Consider the following 17869-nt stretch of genomic DNA (forward strand, 5'->3'; position numbering starts at 1 on the left):
CCTGTCCTGGTGACCCGGGCCCCTCTGACGGTATGTGCCGCCATGTCGAGTCATAGTCTTGAAACTTGACTAAGGAGGGGCTCATGAACGCCCTGCATGCATTCTTCTTCGCCGACTTCCTCGGCACCGCCACCTGGATGTGGCTGACCTTCTTCGCCGTCGTCATCGCCCTGCTGGCCTTCGACCTGGGTGTCCTCCACAAGGAGAACAAGCCCATCGAGGTCAAGGAGAGCCTGCTGCTGTCCGCGGGCTACATCACTGCAGGCCTGCTGTTCGCCCTCTTCGTCTGGCAGCTCAAGGGTGCCGATGCCAGCCTCGACTACGTCACCGGTTTCCTGATCGAGAAGTCGCTGTCCATGGACAACGTCTTCCTCATGGCGGTGATCTTCGGCTTCTTCGCCATCCCGCGGGAATACCAGCACCGGGTGCTGTTCTGGGGCATTCTCGGGGTGATCGTGCTGCGCGCCATCATGATCGGCCTGGGCGCCGCCCTGATCCATCAGTTCGACTGGATCCTCTATGTCTTTGGCGCCTTCCTGGTGATCACCGGGGTCAAGATGCTGTTCGCCAAGGTGGACGAAGAGCCCAAGCTCGACGACAACTTCTTCATCAAATTCCTGCGCAAGAAGCTGCGGGTGACCGACGAGCTGCACGGCCAGCATTTCTTTGTGCGCCAGCCCGATGCCAGCGGCAAGACGGTGCTCTGGGTGACGCCGATGTTCCTGGCGCTGATCGTGATCGAGTGCGCCGACCTGGTGTTCGCGGTGGACAGCGTGCCGGCGATCTTCGCCATCACCCAGGATCCCTTCATCGTCTACACCTCCAACGTCTTCGCCATCCTTGGCCTGCGCGCCCTGTACTTCGCCCTGGCGGCGATGATCCATCGCTTCGCCTATCTCAAGTACGCCCTGGCGCTGGTGCTGGTGTTCATCGGCTGCAAGATCTTCCTGGTGGGCATCATCGGCAAGATCCCCCCGGCGATCTCCCTGAGCGTGACCCTGGGCCTGCTGGCCGGTGGCGTGCTGGTGTCGCTGTACAAGACCCGCAGCGAGATCAAGCCCACCGCTGCCGGTCATGAGCCGCGCGACTCCCTGAACAGGCCTTCGTGAAGGAGCGGACGACCATGACTACCAGAGCCATCCTCGGACTCGCCGGCATCCTCCTGCTACTTGGCCTCGGCGGTTGCGACAGTGCCGAGAAGGCGGCGGACCGCTTCGCCACCAAGGTGGAAGAAGCCGCTCGCGAACAGGCGCGGGAAACCCTCGGTGGGACGCTCGACGAGCTGAACAAGAGGGTCGACGAGGCCCAGCATCAGGGCCGCGCCTGGCTGGATCAGCATCGGCCGAAACCGGACAAGGAAGAGGCAGCACCGGCCAGGACCAACCGGTCGGTGGAAGGGGTGGAGACCTGAGCGAGGAATCTCCCTGGCGATCCTGAAATCCCGGCTGACCTCATCGTCTCTTGATCGCGGCCATGGCGGTCCGCCGATGCGGCCGCTCCTACGGCCAACCTGAAGGGTTGGAGCACTGCCCTAATCGCAAGGTTGGGTTGAGACGGCCTCGTCGTCGAAGGCCAACATGGTCGACGCCCTGAAGCGTGGCCTGTAGGAGCGGCCCATGGCCGCGATTACCATCAACGGCACCACCTGGCATCGTAGCGTGGAAAACGGCGTAGCCTTTTCCACCGGGGCTTTGTGGCGAAGGGCACCCTCACCCCAACCCTCTCCCGAGGGGCGAGGGAGCTATCCGGGCGGGCATTCATCTCCATCGGCACCGGCAAGCTCGCGATCCGCCGCCATTGCCCAGTCCACAGGCGCGGGCCAAGGCCACGATGGAGACAGGACGTTACCTCTGTCCTACGTTAATACACCGCCAGGATCTCCTGCCGGTGCACCTTGCCTTCCACCGTCACCGCCACCTCATCGCCCTCCTCCCGCCCCAGCAATGCCTGACCCAAGGGTGCGCGGGGCGAGATCACCAGGACATCGTGGCCATCCAGCCTGACCTTGAGTCCCGCCGCATCCGGGCCAAGGAACAGCCAGCGGCTGGCCGTCGCGGTGGTCAACTCGACCAGGGCACCGACGCGAATGCCGTCGTTCATGGCCACGGGTGTCAGCGCCCGGTAGGCCGCCAGGGCCAGCTCGATCTCGTGCAGGCGACGGCGTTGGCCATCCGCCAGATAGGCCGCTTCCAGACCGCGGGTGTCGTACTTGTTCTCGGCCTTGCTTTCGCTGTGGGTGGCCGCCTCGTGGCTGGCCGCCAATTGCTGGCTGATGACCTCGCGGTCGGCTTCCAGGGCCTGAAGAATGAGGGGAAGCAGTCGCGCTTTGTCCATGAACCGGTCGCCGGAGCAAAGGGTGCGAGCCTAAGGCCAAAACCCGCTCGCTGCCAGTCCTCGGAGAACGTCCGTCCGGCCATTAGAACCCGCACGCGCGCCACCGGTCAGTACAAGGCAGAATGTAACAGGGCATAACAGATGCACACTCGTACCGGACTTACCTTGCTGGCTCGCGGCGGCTATGCCGCTCGTGGCCTCGTCTATCTCATCATCGGCGTCCTGGCGCTGCTGGCCGCACGCGGCTCCGGTCGGCCGGCGGACAGCCACGACAGCCTGGAGGCGCTGCTCGCCCAGCCCTTCGGCCACTTTCTGGTCGGCCTGGTGGTGGTCGGTCTGATCGCCTTCGCAGCCTGGCGTATTCTCCAGGCCATCCGCGATGTCGATGACCATGGCAGCAAGCCCAAGGGCCTGGTGATCCGCGCCGGCCTGCTGGTGGGCGGCATCACCTACGGCGCCCTGGCCTTCTTTGCCCTGGGCCTGCTGATCAGCGGTCTGCGCCAGAGCGGTAGTTCGGGTGGGGAAACCAACGATCTGCTGCAGATGATCCTCGGCTGGCGCTATTCCAATCTGCTGGTCTACGTCGCCGCACTGATCCCCCTGGGGGTGGGCCTCGCCCATTTCGTGAAGGGCTGGAAGGCCAGCTTCGAGCGTTATCTCCAAGCCAGTCCCGAACAACTGCGCCTGATCCGGCCCATCGGCCGCTTCGGCCTGATCGCCCGCGGGGTGGCCTTCGTCGAGATCGCCGTGTTGCTGATCCTCAGTGGCTCGCGCTATCAGGCGCTGCATCCGCCAGGCATGAAGGACGCCCTGAACGGCCTGCAGAACCTGCCCTTCGGCGGCCTGATCCTGTCGGTGGTGGGCCTCGGGCTGATCGCCTTCGCTCTCTACAGCTTCGCCGAGGGCTACTGGCGACGCATCGACATGGACCTGCCGGATGTCGGCGGATCGCTGCGCCAGGTTTTGCCGCGTTAGCTCAGCCACACCCGCGCCAGCCGTTGCGCATGGCCTGCCAATGGCGGGATGATTGCCCGTCCAGAACCCGTGGTCGTCGCCCGGACAGTGAATGAACGACGGGCGGCGAGTGCCAACCCACGCCGGGAGACGCTCCGCCGCGCGCCCAGCCGTACCGCCAGGATGCCGACCGGACAGCGCGGCTCAGCGGTTTACGGCCGGTTGCTCGAACCTCTTTTCAGCGGCACCTCCGATGGATGACCGCTAGGCCTCCACCTGGCTCCACTGCTTGTTCAGCCGCTTGTCCGACACCGGCATCCGCGTGCCCAGCTGCTGGGCCCAGAGTGACACCCGATACTCTTCCAGCATCCAGCGATAGAGTTCCAGATTGGCGTCGCGCTTGCCTTCCTGGCCGTGCTTGGCGGCGCGGGCGCGGTACTGCTCCCAGAGCCCGGCCAATTCGCCGCTCCAGACACGATCGCGCTGCACCTGGCTGCCGAGCTTGTCGAAGCGCTGCTCGATGGCCTTCAGGTAGCGTGGATACTCCTTGAGCCATTCCAGCGGCGTATCGCGGACGAACCCGGGATAGACCAGGCTACCCAGCTGCGCCTTGATGTCGTTGAGGGCCACTGCCTGAGCCAGGTCGATGCGCCCCTTGAATTTCTTCCGCAGGCCATGCCAGAGATTGAGGATCTCCAGGGTCAGGCGCGCGATGCGTTCCGCCTGCTCGGTCCAGCCCGCCTTGCGCCGCTCGGCCAGCGAGGCCAGACCGGCGCCAGCGCGGGGCAGCTCGGCGGCGTCGGCGAGGATGGTGGCGTCCAGACTGGCCAGCAGGATGTCTTCCACCAGCGCCTCCGGCCGGCCCAGTTCGCGGTGCAGCAAGCCCAGTTCGGTGAGCCCGGGCAACTTGCCGCGCAGGAACTTGGCCTGTTCCGCCAGTTGCTGCAGCAGCAGTCGCTGCAGGGCGCGGCGGTGCTGGTAGCGGGCTTCGGCCTGGGTGGCGAAGCGGCCTTCGCGCACCGTGCCCTGCTCGTCCACCAGCGCCGGATAGACCGTCATGGAAAGGCCGGCCACCTGCTGCTGAGTCTTGGCCGCCACCTCGGCGAAGGCCTTGGCCTCCACCGGGCGTTGCTCCTGACGCTTCTGCGTCGGCAGCGCCAGGGCTGCCTGGCTTTCCTGGGCGAAGCGCGCCGTTACCTCGGCCAGATCGCGGCCCTCGCCCAGCGGCTTGCCCTGGGCATCGACCACCTCGAGATTCATGCGCAGGTGCGGATCCAGGCCGGCTTCGGCCTCCGGCCAGGCTTCGTCGGGGATGCGGGCACCGGTCATGCGCTGCAATTCGCGTCCCAGGGCCTCGTGCAGCGAGCCCTCGCCGAAGGGGATCTTGTCCAGCGCCGCGCGAACGAAATCCGGTACCGGAACGAAGTTCTTGCGCAGGGCCTTGGGCAGGTTGCGCACCAGGGCCACGCAGCGGTCATAGAGTAACCCTGGCACCAGCCAGTCGAGGCGCTGGGGCGGCAACTGCGGCAACAGCGGCGCCGGCACCCGCAGGGTGACGCCGTCACGCGGATGGGTCGGGTCGAATTCGTAGGACAGCGGCAGAATCAGCTCGCCCAGGCGCAGGGTGTCCGGATACTGGGCAGCGGTGACCTCGCTGGCTTCGCGGGCAAGGACATCTTCCTCGCGCATGATCAGCAGATCAGGCTGCTTGGCGCTTTCGCGGCGATACCAGCTGTCGAAGGTGGCGGTCTGGTAGACGTCCGCCGGCAGCCGCGCGGCATAGTAGTCGAACAGCGTTTCCTCGTCAGCGAGGATGTCGCGGCGGCGGGCCTTGGCTTCCAGTTCGTCCAGCCGCTCCAGCAGCGCCCGATTGGCGGCCAGGCACTTGGCGCGGCTGTTGATCTCGCCGCGCACCAGGCCCTCGCGGATGAACAACTCGCGGGCAGCGGGCGGATCTACGGGGCCGAAATGCACTGGGCGACGACCGACCACGATCAGGCCATAGAGGGTGACCTGCTCATAGGCCACCACCTGGCCACGCTTCTTCTCCCAGTGAGGTTCGAGGTGGGTCTTCTTGACCAGATGGCCCGCCACCGGCTCGATCCAGTCCGGTTCGATCTTGGCCACCATGCGGGCGAACAGCTTGGTGGTCTCCACCAGCTCCGCGGCCATGATCCAGGTGGGTTTCTTGCGGCCGATGACGCTGCTGGGATGGATCCAGAAGCGCCGCTGGCGCGCGCCCAGGTAGTCGCCGTCCTCGCTCTTCTGACCGATCTGGCTGAGCAGACCGGCCAGAATGGCCTTGTGCAGCGCCGCGTAACCGCGGGCGCGTACCGCCGCCTCGCCGGCTTCGGCCTGTTGCTGGGCCTTGGCATTGACGTGCTTGTCGGTGGTCGGCGCGGGTTTGTGGGTGCCCTCCGCGGTGGCCGGCGCGGGACTGTCGGCTTTGCGTACCTGCAGGCCCAGTTCGCGGCACAACAGGGTCAGCTGGCGATGGGCATCGCGCCATTCGCGCAGCCGCAGGTAATTGAGGAAGTGCTTGCGGCACCAGCTGCGTAGGGCATTGGAACCCAGCGCCTGGCGCTGCTCTTCGAAGCCGTGCCAGAGATTGACCAGGGCGGCGAAGTCCGAATCCGGGTCCTTCCACTGGGCGTGGGCCTGATCGGCCTGGGTCTGGCGATCGGCCGGGCGCTCGCGCGGGTCCTGTACCGACAGCGCGCTGGTGACGATCAGCACCTCGGCGAGACTGCCCTGCTCGGTCGCCTCCAGCAGCATGCGCCCCAGCCGCGGATCGACGGGCAGGCGCGCCAGTTGCCGACCCAGGGGCAGCAGGCGGCCTTCGACATCAACCGCCGAGAGTTCCTGCAACAGGGTGAAGCCGTCCTTGATCGCCTTGCCATCCGGCGGCTCTATGAAGGGGAAATCTTCGATGCGACCCAAACGCAGATGCAGCATCTGCAGGATCACCGCCGCCAGGTTGGTGCGCAGGATTTCCGGATCGGTGAAGGTCGGACGACCGAGGAAGTCCTCTTCGCTGAAGAGGCGGATGCAGATGCCCGGCTCGACCCGGCCGCAACGACCCTTGCGCTGGTTGGCGCTGGCCTGGGAGATGGCTTCGATGGGCAGTCGCTGGACCTTGGCGCGGTAGCTGTAGCGACTGATGCGCGCGGTACCGCTGTCGATCACGTAGCGGATGCCCGGCACGGTCAGCGAGGTCTCGGCAACGTTGGTGGCCAGCACGATCTTACGCCCGGGGCGCGGCTGGAAGATCTTCTGCTGCTCGGCCGGGGTCAGCCGCGCATAGAGCGGCAGCACCTCGGTGAATTTCAGCTGGGCCTTGCGCAGGACCTCGGCGCAGTCACGGATCTCGCGCTCGCCGGGCAGGAACACCAGCACATCGCCGGGGCGCTGACCGACACTGCGCTCATGCGCCTCGATCTCGTCCAGCGCCTGGAGGATGCCCTGGTCCACCGAGAGATCGTCCACCAGCCGTTCGCCGTCTTCATCCACCTCGGCGCTGAGCGGGCGGTACCACGTCTCGACGGGATAGGTCCGCCCGGACACCTCGACGATGGGCGCGCCGTCGAAATGCTGGGAGAAGCGCTCCAGATCGATGGTGGCCGAGGTGATGATCAGCTTGAGATCGGGGCGACGCGGCAGCAGGGTCTTGAGAAAGCCCAGCAGGAAGTCGATGTTGAGACTGCGCTCGTGGGCCTCGTCGACGATGATCGTGTCGTAGCGCTCGAGAAAGCGGTCGTGCTGGGTTTCGGCCAGCAGGATGCCGTCGGTCATCAACTTGATCAGGGTGGCATCGGTGCTCTGATCCTCGAACCGCACCTGATAGCCCACCAGTTCGCCCAGCGGCGAACCCAGTTCCTCCGCCACCCGGGCGCCCACACTGCGCGCCGCCAGGCGGCGCGGCTGGGTGTGGCCGATCAGCCCCTGCACCCCCCTGCCCAGTTCCAGACAGATCTTGGGCAGCTGGGTGGTCTTCCCCGAACCGGTCTCGCCGGCGATCACCACCACCTGATGGCCGGCGATGGCACGCTTGATCTCCTCGCGCTTGGCGGCGATCGGCAGGGCGTCGTCGTAACGGATGCGCGGCACGCTGGCACGCCGTGCCTCGACCTTGGCACAGGACGCCTGGAAACGCTCCAGCCACTGGGCTTCGCGGACCGCATCGGGTTGTTTCTGCAGGGCCTGGAGCTGGCGCCGCAGGCGATGGCGATCGGCGTTGAAGGCCTGATCCAGGTTGGCGGTGAGACGGGCAACGGCGGGGGTATCGGTCATGAAACTCTTTCGACGGCGGTCGTTTGGACCGGTAAGTGTAAAAGAGTTGGGGGGTGCGGCGGGGCTTTACAAGAACGGCGGGTGGAAAACCGCCGGGTTGCCTGCCCTTGCGCGACGCCTGGTCGCGCAAGGGCGGTAGCGCATTAGCGCTTGGCCTGGACGCTGGCTACGTTCAGCTTGGCCGGCGGCGTGCGCAGGGCCATGTCCAGGGACTGCAGGGCCTTCCAGGCGTCCTGTTGCAGATCGGCGGGATCGGCGTGATCGAACTTGATCTTTTCGCCGGCGGCCGGCAGCGGCGGACGGGTGCCGTAGATCAGCGCATAGAAGACCGAGGCGGTCAGGTAGGTGCCGGTAAAGGACGGATGGCTGCCGTCGGGCAGGAACAGCCCGGGCTGCGGCTGATCGGCCAGGGCCTTCTGCCAGGCCTGGCCCACCGGGGCCAGCAGCGCGCCGGTCTCCTTGGCCAGGGGGGTGTAGACGCTGTCCAGCTGCGCCTGCATGGTCGGGTTGTTCTGCCGGGCCCAGGTCAGGTAGAGGATCGGCTGGGCGCCGTCCTTGCGCGCCAGATCGGCGATCAGGCGTACGTACTGACGGGTGAGGTCCGGATTCTTCACCGGCATCATGCTGTGATCCTGGATCACCACGTAGTCGTAGTTGGCCTTGGCCAGCTCGTCCTGCACGTCGTGGCGCTTCCAGTGTTCCTCGAGGCTGGCGCCGCTGAAGGTCACATGCTTAACGTCCAGCGGACGCGACTGACCGGCCTCGACGGACATTTGACGGACCATTGCCGGCAGATCGTTGACGAAGGTGTAGCTGTTGCCCACGAACAGGACGCGGATGGGTTCACCGGCCTGGACCTGACCGAGCACGCTGGAGCCCAGCAGGAAGAGGCCCAGCAAGGCCTGGCGTACGCTAATTCGCATGGTGTGTCCTCAAGGAAAGAGGTCGGAGAGATGACGGCAAAATGCCGCCTGCGGTTTATACCCGAACCTCTTGCGAAAACCATGCTTGGAAACCAGCGGCACCGCTACCAGTCGACGAGAGGTAGCGGCGCAGGGGACGTAGTGGCGTCCTGTTACGCCTTCTTGAGTTCGGCGTCACGCAGTTCGCGACGCAGGATCTTGCCGACGTTGGTGGTCGGCAGGCTGTCGCGGAATTCCACCAGCTTGGGTCGCTTGTAGCCGGTGACGTTGTCGTGCATGTGCTTGAGCACCTGCTCGGTGGTCAGGGACGCACCGGGTTTGGGCACCACGAACACCTTGATCTTCTCCCCCGCCACCTCGTCGGGAATGCCGATGGCCGCGCACTGCATCACCCCGGGCAGCTGGGAGAGCACCTCTTCCAGCTCGTTGGGATAGACGTTGAAGCCGGACACCAGAATCATGTCCTTCTTGCGGTCGACAATGCGCAGGTAACCATCCGGCTCGATCACGGCGATGTCGCCGGTACGCAGCCAGCCCTCGGCATCCAGCACCTCGGCGGTGGCCTCGGGTCTCAGCCAGTAGCCCTTCATGACCTGGGGGCCCTTGACGCACAACTCGCCGGGGGTGTCGAAGCCCTGGGCCACGCCATCGGCATCCACCACCTTGCAGTCGGTGCCCGGCACCGGCATGCCGATGGTGCCCAGCCGGCGACGCTCCAGCGGATTGAAGCTCACCACCGGACTGGTCTCGGTCATGCCGTAGCCTTCGCAGATGCCGCAGCCGGTGACCTCTTCCCAGCGCAGGGCCACGGATTGCTGCAGCGCCATGCCGCCGGAAAAGGTCACCTTGAGCTGGGAGAAATCCAGCTGGCGGAAATCCTCGCTGTTGCACAGGGCGGCGAACAGGGTGTTGAGACCGACGAAGCCGTTGAAGCGCCACTGCCTGAGTTCCTTGACCAGCGCCGGCAGGTCGCGCGGATTGGTGATCAGGACATTGTGGTTGCCCTGGATCAGCATGGCCATGCAGTGAATGGTGAAGGCATAGATGTGGTAGAGCGGCAGCGGCGCGATCATGACCTGGGCACCGCCGCCCAGGTACTTGGTCATCAGCACCTGGCACTGCAGCATGTTGGCCACCAGATTGCGGTGGGTCAGCATGGCGCCCTTGGCGATGCCGGTGGTGCCGCCGGTGTACTGCAGCACGGCGACGTCCTCCGCCGCCGGATCGGCGTCGACGAAATCGACGTGCTCGCCCTTGGTCATGGCATCGACGAAGCGGATGGAATGGGGAATGCGATAGGCCGGCACCATCTTCTTGACATGGCGGACCACGGCGTTGACCAGCAGGCGCTTGAAGGTCGGCAGCAGGTCACCAACCTCGGTGATGATGACGTGGCGGATATCGGTCTGCGGCAGCACTTGTTCGGCCAGGTGCGCCATGTTGGCCAGGCAGACCAGCGCCCGGGCGCCGGAATCCTTGAACTGGTGCTGCATCTCGCGGGCGGTATAGAGGGGGTTGGTGTTGACCACCACCAGGCCGGCGCGCATGGCGCCAAAGACCACCACCGGGTACTGCAGCACGTTGGGCATCTGCACGGCGATGCGATCGCCGGGTTGCAGGTCGGTGTGCTTTTGCAGATAGGCGGCGAACTGGCCGGACAATTCATAGAGTTCGCGGTAGCTCAGCGTCCGCCCCAGATTGCTGAACGCCGGGCGCTCGGCGTAGGTCTGGCAGGCCTCGCGAAATACCGCCAGGACGTTGCGATAACGGTCCAGGTCTATGTCTGTCTGGATGCCCTCGGGATATTTGTCACTCCAGAAATTCGGCATCATGCAGCCCGCTCCCGCTCTATGGTTATTGTTCGTTGGCGTGCCGTGATCAGCGCTGAACCGGCCCTGCGAGCCTAGCAGTTTTGCCTAGCCCGCAACAGCATCAATATCCGCCCTTAACGTCACCTAATGACCATATGGTCAATTACGGTCACGCTCTCCGCCGGCTTTTCCGGGAGGTGATTAGCCTCCGGCGGCGAGGCTGGGTAGAATGCCCGGCTTCGCGGCGTCCGCCGCCCTGTCACAGCTGCCGGAGCGCTTCATGAGCCTGACCGAAAACATCCCTTATGAAGCCCTCGAAATCGGCCAGAAGGTGACCGTGACCCGCACTATCGAGGCGCGCGACGTGCTGCTGTTCGCCGCCGTCTCCGGCGACTGCAACCCGCTGCACCTGGACGCCGAATTCGCCGCCAAGACGCTGTTTCGCGAGCCCATCGCCCACGGCATGCTCAGTGGCGCCCTGATCAGCGCCGCGGTGGCCTGCAACCTGCCGGGACCGGGTACCCTCTATGTCGACCAGACCATGACCTTCGAAAAGCCGGTCAAGCTGGGCGATACCCTGACGGTGGAAATCGAGGTGCTGGAAAAGCTGCCGAAGTTTCGCGTGAACCTGGCTACCCGGGTGTTCAACCAGCACGGTGACAAGGTCGTCGACGGCGTCGCCAAGGTGGTCGCGCCGCGCAAGCCGGTGCAGGTGCAACAGGTGGAACTGCCCCCCGTCACCGTCGGCTGAGCCACCCTTCCCCGCTTCAACTCAGATCGGCCAGGCCTCGTTGCAGCGGGGCTTGCAGACTGAACTCGCTGAACGCCACTTCCATGCCGCCCCGCTCCGGGGTGCCGCACACCGGGCCGACCCGGTATTCCGCGGCCGCTGGCAGGCTGGCCAGGCGCAGCAACGGCCAACGCTGACCGTCGAACGAGGCCTGGACCCGCAGGGTGCCCTGGGTCAGGGTGACCCTCAGCCACACTTCCTCGCGCTCCCCCAGGGGGGCGCCCACGGCCAGATCCGAGCGTCCCAGGGTCAGGACGCTGAGCAGCTGGGGGCTATCGTCGAAGTAGCCGATGCCGACGCGCAGCCACTGCTGCTCATCGATCCGCACCATCAGCCCGGCGTGGTCGCCCTGGTTCTTGCAGCGCGCCGCCACCCGCAGCTGGGCGGTGAAGCCACTGGTGACCCGGGCGCCGAAGAAGTGACCGCTGTGGCGCTCGGCGCCGTCGTGGGTCTGACGCCAGAAGTCGCTGTGGCGATCGGTGATGACCCGCAGCCGCTCGGGCTCGGCCAGCCAGGTCTCGGGTTCATTGATCCAATGGCAGATGTCGAACATGGGGCTCTCCTCGCGTGCTCGCGCTTGGAGTCCCGCCTGCCCCGCAAGTTCGTCTAGACCCCACCTTTGAGAATGGCGGCGGCGATCTGGCCGAGGCCGATTTCCTGCTCCACCGCGCCGAGCTTCATGGCTTCCTTGGGCATGCCGTAGACCACGCAGCTGTCTTCGTCCTGGCCGAGGGTACGGCCGCCGACGTCACGCAGCTCCTTGAGGCCGCGGGCGCCGTCGTCGCCCATGCCGGTCATGATGATACCCAGGGCATTGCTGCCGGCGGCCCGCGCCACCGAGCGGAACAGCACGTCCACCGAGGGGCGATGACGACTCACCGGCGGACCGTCGACCACGTCCACCTGATACTGGGCACCACTGCGCTTGAGCAGCATGTGGCGACCGCCCGGGGCGATCAGCACCCGCCCCGGCAGGACCCGATCGCCATGCCGGGCTTCGTGCACCTCCAGCTCGCAGAGGCGATCCAGGCGCTCGGCGAAGGCGGCGGTGAAGCGCTCGGGCATGTGCTGGACCACGACGATGCCCGGGCAGACCCGCGGCAGCGAGGTCAGCACCGCTTCCAGGGCCTGGGTCCCGCCAGTGGAGGTACCCAGGGCGACGATGCGCTCGGTGGTGCGCGCCATGGCCGGGCTGCCGCCGGCCGGCAGGATGGCGTCGGCGCTGAGCTTGGGCGTCGGCACCACCGGCACGCCACGGGGCGCCAGGCGCTTGAGATTGGCCCGGGCGGCGGCCTTGACCGCGCTGGTGAGGTCGTCCGAGGCGTCCTTGAGGAACTGCTTGAGATTGGCCTGGGGCTTGGTGACGATGCTGACCGCCCCGGCAGCCATGGCCTGCAGGGTGGTGGCGGCGCCTTTCTCGGTCAGGGTCGAGCAGATCACCACCGGGGTCGGGCGCTCGGCCATGATCTTCTTGAGAAAGGTGATGCCGTCCATGCGTGGCATCTCCACGTCCAGCACGATGACGTCGGGCCACTGCTTGCGCATCTTGTCCTGGGCGAACACCGGGTCGGCGGCGACCCCCAGCACCTCGATGGCCGGATCCTCCGCGAGACTCTGGGCGAGCACCTGCCGCACCACGGCGGAGTCGTCGACGATAAGGACCTTGATCTTATTCATGGAGTAAGTCTCGTAAGCGGCGGAACATAGGGTAGCTCCACCTGTTGCATGAGCACCCGGCCGTCGACGAGGTCCAGGGACAGTTTGCGATGGCCGGCGCCGCGGACATGGGTCCGCACCGAGTGGATACCGGCCTGGGCCAGCTGCGCCAGCGCCGCCTCGACGTTGACGTCGCCGATGCTGCGGACGCGATCGCGCAGGAGCTGGGGAAACATGTTGCCGCCGCCGTAGAGGTGCACCTGGTAACCAGGCAGATCACCGCCGTGGCGAGCGATAGCCCCCAGCAGCAACTGCAGGGATTCGTCGACATAGTGACCGTCGGCGGGCGCGCCAGGCGCGGCGCGCTGGCGCCTGGGCAACAGCGCATGGGTCATGCCGCCGAGGCGGCGCCGCGGATGCCAGAAGACGAAGGACACGCAGGAGCCCAGGATGGTCCGGATCCGCACCTCGCCCTGGCCGAAGTACCATTCGCCTGGACGCAGAAACAGCTCCGGCGCGGCTGCCATGGCTAGAGCGGACGTTGATAGATGGAAGGACTGACCATTTTCAGGGCGTCGGTTACCCCGTTGAGGCTCTCGGAATGGCTGACGAAGAAATAGCCCCCGGGTCGCAGGTGGCGGACCAGGCGGGCCACCACCTGGCGCTTGGTGGGCACGTCGAAGTAGATCATCACGTTGCGCAGGAAGATGATGTCGAAGGTGCCCAGCTCCGGCAGAGAATTGTTCAGATTGATCTGGCGAAAGGCGATCCGCGCGGTCAGGCGTGGATCCACCAGAAAGGTACCGTCGTTGTCGCCTACGCCCTTGAAGCAGTAACGCCGCAACAGCGCCGGCGGGATATTTTCGGCTTCGGCGAGCGGATACTGGGCATTGCGCGCCTTGGCCAGCACCCGGGTGCTGAGGTCGGAGGCGACGATCTCCCAGGGGCGCTCGCCCAGTCCTTCGGCCAGGGTCATGGCCAGCGTATAGGGCTCCTCACCCGAGGAGCAGGCGCCGCTCCACAGCCGCAACGGCTGGCGCCTTTCCCAGTTCGGCAGCACCTGCTCGCGCAGGAAGTCGAAGTGCTTGGGCTCGCGAAAGAAGTAGGTTTCGTTGGTGGTCAGCAGATCGACCGCCATCTGGCATTCCGCCTGGTCGCGCTGGATCAGCTGGAAATAGGCGTCGTAGCTGGGCGTGCCGCGCTGGCGCACGCGCTTGGCCAGGCGACCGCTCACCAGCGGGCGCTTGGCATCGGACATGCTGATGCCGGCGACCCGGAAGATGAAGCTGCGAAACTGGCGGAATTCGCTGTCGGTCAGCGCGGGGAGTTCCATGGTTCGCGACTCAGGCAGCCGTCATGGCGGCGAGCTGGGCGAGATCGTCTGCGCCCAGCACCCGATCCATGTCGAGCAGGATGACGAAGCCGGCACCCTGCTTGGCCATGCCGAGGATGAAATCGGTGCGGATCGAAGCGCCGAAGCGCGGCGCCGGCTCGATGCCGTCGGCGCCGATCTCCAGCACCTCGCAGACCGCGTCCACCACGATGCCGAACACCTGGGGGCCACCGTCGACCTGGATCTCCAGCACAACGATGCAGCTGCGGCGGGAGGTCTCGGTTACCTCGTTGCGAAAGCGCACACCGAGGTCCATGACCGGCACGGCGGCGCCGCGCAGGTTTATGACGCCACGGATGGCCGGCGGCAGCATGGGCACCGTGGTGACCGCGCCGTACTCGATGATCTCCCGCACGCAGCCGGTGTTCACGCCGTAGAGATCACCGGCGAGCTGAAAGGTCAGAAACTGGCGCAATAGCATCAGGCGTGCTCCTCGAAACGGGCGAAACCGGCCGGCACGCTGCCACGGGGCGCGCGACGGGGCGAGTCGATCAGCGCCGAGGTGCGCTCGGCCAGGCTCGGGCCCGAGCGCTTGGCGCCGGGACGGGCAACCTGCTGCGCCACCGGCGAACCGCTCAGGGTGAAGTATTCCATCATCTGCTGGAGCTGCTCGGCCTGGCCGCTCATCTCTTCCGCGGTGGCGGCCAGCTCTTCGGACGCCGAGGCGTTCTGCTGGGTGATCTGGCTCAGTTGCAGCATGGCGCCATTGATCTGCTCGACCCCGGCGCTTTGCTCTTCGGAAGCCGCGGTGATTTCCTGCACCAGGTCGGAGGTCTTGTTGATGGAGGGCACCATCTCGCCCAGCAGCGATCCGGCGCGCTCGGCCAGGGCCACGCTGCTCTTGGCCACGGTGCCGATTTCCTGGGCGGCGACCTGGCTGCGCTCAGCCAGCTTGCGCACCTCGGCGGCCACCACGGCGAAGCCCTTGCCGTGCTCGCCGGCGCGGGCGGCTTCGATGGCGGCGTTGAGCGCCAGCAGGTTGGTCTGGTAGGCGATGTCGTCGACGATGCCGATCTTCTCGGCGATGGTCTTCATGGCCACCAGGGTCTCGCGCACGGCCTGGCCGCCCTCGTCCGCTTCCCGCGCGGCCTTGCCGGCCATGCCATCGGTGACCTTGGCGTTCTCGGTGTTCTGGGCGATGGAGGCCGACATCTGTTCGATGCTGGCGCTGGTCTCCTCGACCGAGGCCGCCTGCTCGGTGCTGGCCTGGCTCATGCTCTGGGCGGTGGCCGAGACCTCTTCCGAGGCGCTGGCCAGGCCATCGGCCGAGCTGCGCACGTCGCTGATGATCTGCGCCAGGGTGGTGGTCATGGTGCGCACGGAGGCCAGCATGCTGGTGGTGTCGCCTTCGCGGGTCGCCACCTCGACGCTCAGGTCGCCACGGGCGACGCGCTGCACCACCTCGGCGGCATAGGCCGGTTCGCCACCCAGCTGCCGGATCAGGCTGCGGGTGATCAGGTAGCCGAGCAGGACCGCGATCAGGGTCGCCACCGCGCCGATGGCCAGCATCAGGTTGCGGGCATCGACGTAGGCGTCGGTCGCCGCTTCACCGGCTTCCTGCATGCGCTGGGCCTGCAGGTCGTTCAGGGCGCCGAGGGCGGCGACCAGCTCGTTGTTGTTGGGCGCGAAGACATTCAGCAGATAGTCCCGGGCCTGGCCACGGTCGGTGTCCAGCAGGCGAAAGAATTCGCCGTACTTGTCCTGCAGGCGCTGACGCGCGTCCGTGGCAGCCGCCAGCTTCTGCTTGCCTTCCTCACTGACGATCTTCTTTTGCAGATCGGCGAGGATCTCTGCGTTGCCGGAGCGGACCTTGGCAATGTCTTCCTTGGTCTTGGCCAGGGCGCGCTCATCGTCCAGCAGCAGCAGGTTGCGCATCAGGCGCCCGCTGTCCAGGGTGTTGCGCACCAGGGTGTTGGCCTGGACGGTCATGGGGAAACCGAATTTCGACATGTTGTCGGCCGAGTCCTTCATGGTTCCCATGTTCAGCAGGGCGACGCCCATGACCAGCAGCAGCATGAGGATGGCAGCCCCGAAGCCGAGCGCCAGCTTGGTCGAGACGCGAAGTGAGTTCAGCATGGTGGAAGCGCCTCCGGCGCCGGTTAAAACTGCTTCGTTTAAGAGGCGCCGGTTACCGTCGCCCATGGCAATGCGGGGGTCTTTCAGCTGGCGGCCTGGGCCAGGTTCGCCAGTTCCTGTACGTCGAGGACCTGGGCCACGTCGAGCAGGGTCAGGAAGCCGTCTTCGGACTTGACCATGCCGGCGATGAAGTGCGGCGCCAGGCGACTGCCAAAGGCCGGCGCCGGACGGATGTCCGCCGCGGCGATTTCCAGCACCTCGCTGACCGCATCCACCACCACCCCCAGCACCTGGGTGTCTTCGTCGGCGCACACTTCCAGGATCACGATGCAGGTCCGCGGGCCGACCCGGGTCGGTCGGCCGCCGAAGCGGGCCTCCAGATCGACCACCGGGACCACCGCGCCGCGCAGATTGATCACCCCGCGAATGCAGGCCGGCATCAGCGGGACCTGGGTCAGCTGGCCGAACTCGATGATCTCGCGCACCGCGAGGGTATCCACGGCGTAGGTCTCACCGTCGACCACGAAGGTCAGGTGCTGATGGCCGAGGTGTTCATGGGCGATGTCGCCAAGGGTCAGGGCAGTCATGAAGCCATTACTCCGGGAAGCGGACGTAACCGTCCGGCAGGCCGCCCGCGGCCATCTGGGAACGCCGCAGGGTCGGCTGGGCCGCGCGGCTCACGGCCGGGCGCGTCTGCTCGATGGCACGCTCCAGGTCCTGGACCGCACGACCATCGCCGGTGTGGAAGAAGCCCATCAGGCGCTGCAGCTGCTCGGCCTGACCGCTCATTTCTTCGGCGGTCGCGGCCAGCTCTTCCGAGGCCGAGGCGTTCTGTTGGGTGATCTGGTTGAGTTGCAGCATGGCGCTATTGATCTGAGTGACTCCGCTACTCTGTTCTTCGGACGCAGCGGCGATTTCCTGTACCAGATCGGAGGTCTTGCTGATGGACGGTACCATTTCGTCGAGCAGTGACCCGGCGCGCTCGGCCAGGGCCACGCTGCTCTTGGCCACGGTGCCGATTTCCTGGGCGGCGACCTGGCTGCGTTCGGCCAGCTTGCGCACCTCGGCGGCCACCACGGCGAAACCTTTCCCATGCTCGCCGGCGCGGGCCGCTTCGATGGCAGCGTTGAGCGCCAGCAGGTTGGTCTGGTAGGCGATGTCGTCGACGATGCCGATCTTCTCGGCGATGGTCTTCATGGCCACCAGGGTCTCACCCACCGCTTCGCCGCCTTCGTTGGCCTCGCGCGCGGCCTTGCCGGCCATGCCGTCGGTGACCTTGGCGTTCTCGGTGTTCTGGGCGATGGAGGCCGACATCTGCTCGACGCTGGCGCTGGTCTCCTCGACCGAGGCGGCCTGTTCGGTGCTGGCCTGGCTCATGCTCTGGGCGGTGGCGGAGATCTCTTCCGAGGCGCTGGCCAGGGCATCGGCCGACAGGCGCACGTCGCCGATGATCTGGTTCAGCTTGCCGACGGTGCCGTTGATCGATTCCTTGAGCTCCAGCAGCTGACCCTGGTAGTCACCGCGCACGGTGCGGCTCAGGTCGCCCTGGGAGAGCCCGGCCATCACGCCCATGGCTTCGTTGACCGGCGCGACGATGGCGTCGAGGGTGCCGTTGATCCCGGCGACGATGCGGCGGAAGTCA

Annotated in this window: 15 protein-coding genes and 1 pseudogene; 4 read left to right on the top strand and 12 right to left on the bottom strand. The window is 66.2% G+C overall.

Features of this window, described 5'->3' with window-relative positions; all coding sequences use genetic code 11:
- Positions 1-83: 83 nt before the first annotated feature.
- Together QMX82_RS12470 and QMX82_RS12475 are read left to right on the top strand one after the other, a co-directional pair.
- On the top strand, positions 84-1109 hold the full coding sequence (locus QMX82_RS12470) for a TerC family protein (RefSeq protein ID WP_133859363.1): 1026 nt from the start codon (positions 84-86) through the stop codon (positions 1107-1109).
- A 14-nt stretch (positions 1110-1123) separates the two neighbouring features.
- A complete protein-coding gene (locus tag QMX82_RS12475) occupies positions 1124-1411 on the top strand; it encodes a hypothetical protein (protein ID WP_263258688.1) in 288 nt (95 codons plus the stop codon).
- A gap of 449 nt (positions 1412-1860) precedes the next feature.
- On the opposite strand, the gene QMX82_RS12480 is transcribed toward QMX82_RS12475, so the two are convergent.
- On the bottom strand, positions 1861-2334 hold the full coding sequence (locus tag QMX82_RS12480; protein ID WP_208694798.1) for a GreA/GreB family elongation factor: 474 nt from the start codon (positions 2332-2334) through the stop codon (positions 1861-1863).
- Positions 2335-2475: 141 nt separating this feature from the next.
- Here QMX82_RS12480 and QMX82_RS12485 point away from each other — a divergent pair, with 141 nt between their 5' ends.
- A complete protein-coding gene (locus QMX82_RS12485; RefSeq protein WP_282283924.1) occupies positions 2476-3309 on the top strand; it encodes a DUF1206 domain-containing protein in 834 nt (277 codons plus the stop codon).
- 243 nt (positions 3310-3552) lie between these two features.
- Here QMX82_RS12485 and hrpA read toward each other — a convergent pair whose 3' ends face one another.
- From hrpA to QMX82_RS12500, 3 genes are all read right to left on the bottom strand, one after another.
- Positions 3553-7578, bottom strand: a complete 4026-nt coding sequence (gene hrpA / locus QMX82_RS12490) for an ATP-dependent RNA helicase HrpA (RefSeq protein ID WP_282283926.1) — start codon at positions 7576-7578, stop codon at positions 3553-3555.
- A gap of 143 nt (positions 7579-7721) precedes the next feature.
- Positions 7722-8501 (bottom strand): SGNH/GDSL hydrolase family protein, encoded by a 780-nt coding sequence (locus tag QMX82_RS12495; RefSeq protein ID WP_133859368.1) that lies wholly within the window; start codon positions 8499-8501, stop codon positions 7722-7724.
- A gap of 152 nt (positions 8502-8653) precedes the next feature.
- A complete protein-coding gene (locus QMX82_RS12500) occupies positions 8654-10333 on the bottom strand; it encodes a long-chain fatty acid--CoA ligase (RefSeq protein ID WP_133859369.1) in 1680 nt (559 codons plus the stop codon).
- Between the two features lie 259 nt (positions 10334-10592).
- On the opposite strand from QMX82_RS12500, the gene QMX82_RS12505 reads away from it, so the two are divergent.
- Positions 10593-11063, top strand: a complete 471-nt coding sequence (locus tag QMX82_RS12505; RefSeq protein ID WP_208694795.1) for a MaoC family dehydratase — start codon at positions 10593-10595, stop codon at positions 11061-11063.
- A 16-nt stretch (positions 11064-11079) separates the two neighbouring features.
- On the opposite strand, the gene QMX82_RS12510 is transcribed toward QMX82_RS12505, so the two are convergent.
- The 8 genes and pseudogenes from QMX82_RS12510 to QMX82_RS26000 all read right to left on the bottom strand — a co-directional run.
- Positions 11080-11655, bottom strand: coding sequence for a DUF1349 domain-containing protein (locus tag QMX82_RS12510; protein ID WP_282283932.1), 576 nt, complete (start codon positions 11653-11655; stop codon positions 11080-11082).
- A gap of 53 nt (positions 11656-11708) precedes the next feature.
- Positions 11709-12779: a protein-glutamate methylesterase/protein-glutamine glutaminase gene (locus tag QMX82_RS12515; RefSeq protein WP_282283934.1), complete on the bottom strand. Its 1071-nt coding sequence runs from the start codon at positions 12777-12779 to the stop codon at positions 11709-11711.
- Complete coding sequence (locus QMX82_RS12520; protein ID WP_133859373.1) at positions 12776-13285, bottom strand: chemotaxis protein CheD; 510 nt, start codon at positions 13283-13285, stop codon at positions 12776-12778. Before QMX82_RS12520 ends, QMX82_RS12515 begins: the two co-directional genes overlap by 4 nt.
- 2 nt (positions 13286-13287) lie before the next feature.
- On the bottom strand, positions 13288-14091 hold the full coding sequence (locus QMX82_RS12525; RefSeq protein ID WP_133859374.1) for a CheR family methyltransferase: 804 nt from the start codon (positions 14089-14091) through the stop codon (positions 13288-13290).
- A gap of 10 nt (positions 14092-14101) precedes the next feature.
- The gene (locus QMX82_RS12530) at positions 14102-14572 is read right to left on the bottom strand and encodes a chemotaxis protein CheW (protein ID WP_183630429.1); all 471 of its coding nucleotides are present in this window, start codon (positions 14570-14572) and stop codon (positions 14102-14104) included.
- Entirely contained in the window at positions 14572-16227 is a 1656-nt protein-coding gene (locus tag QMX82_RS12535; RefSeq protein WP_282283940.1) for a methyl-accepting chemotaxis protein, read from the bottom strand. Before QMX82_RS12535 ends, QMX82_RS12530 begins: the two co-directional genes overlap by 1 nt.
- A gap of 83 nt (positions 16228-16310) precedes the next feature.
- The gene (locus QMX82_RS12540; RefSeq protein WP_133859377.1) at positions 16311-16814 is read right to left on the bottom strand and encodes a chemotaxis protein CheW; all 504 of its coding nucleotides are present in this window, start codon (positions 16812-16814) and stop codon (positions 16311-16313) included.
- Between the two features lie 7 nt (positions 16815-16821).
- Positions 16822-17826 (bottom strand): annotated as a pseudogene (locus QMX82_RS26000) (methyl-accepting chemotaxis protein); the annotation flags it as partial.
- Between the last annotated feature and the right edge of the window lie 43 nt (positions 17827-17869).

The sequence above is a fragment of the Pseudomonas sp. PS02302 genome, from assembly GCF_029959585.1.
Taxonomy (GTDB): Bacteria; Pseudomonadota; Gammaproteobacteria; order Pseudomonadales; family Pseudomonadaceae; genus Chryseomonas; species Chryseomonas aestiva.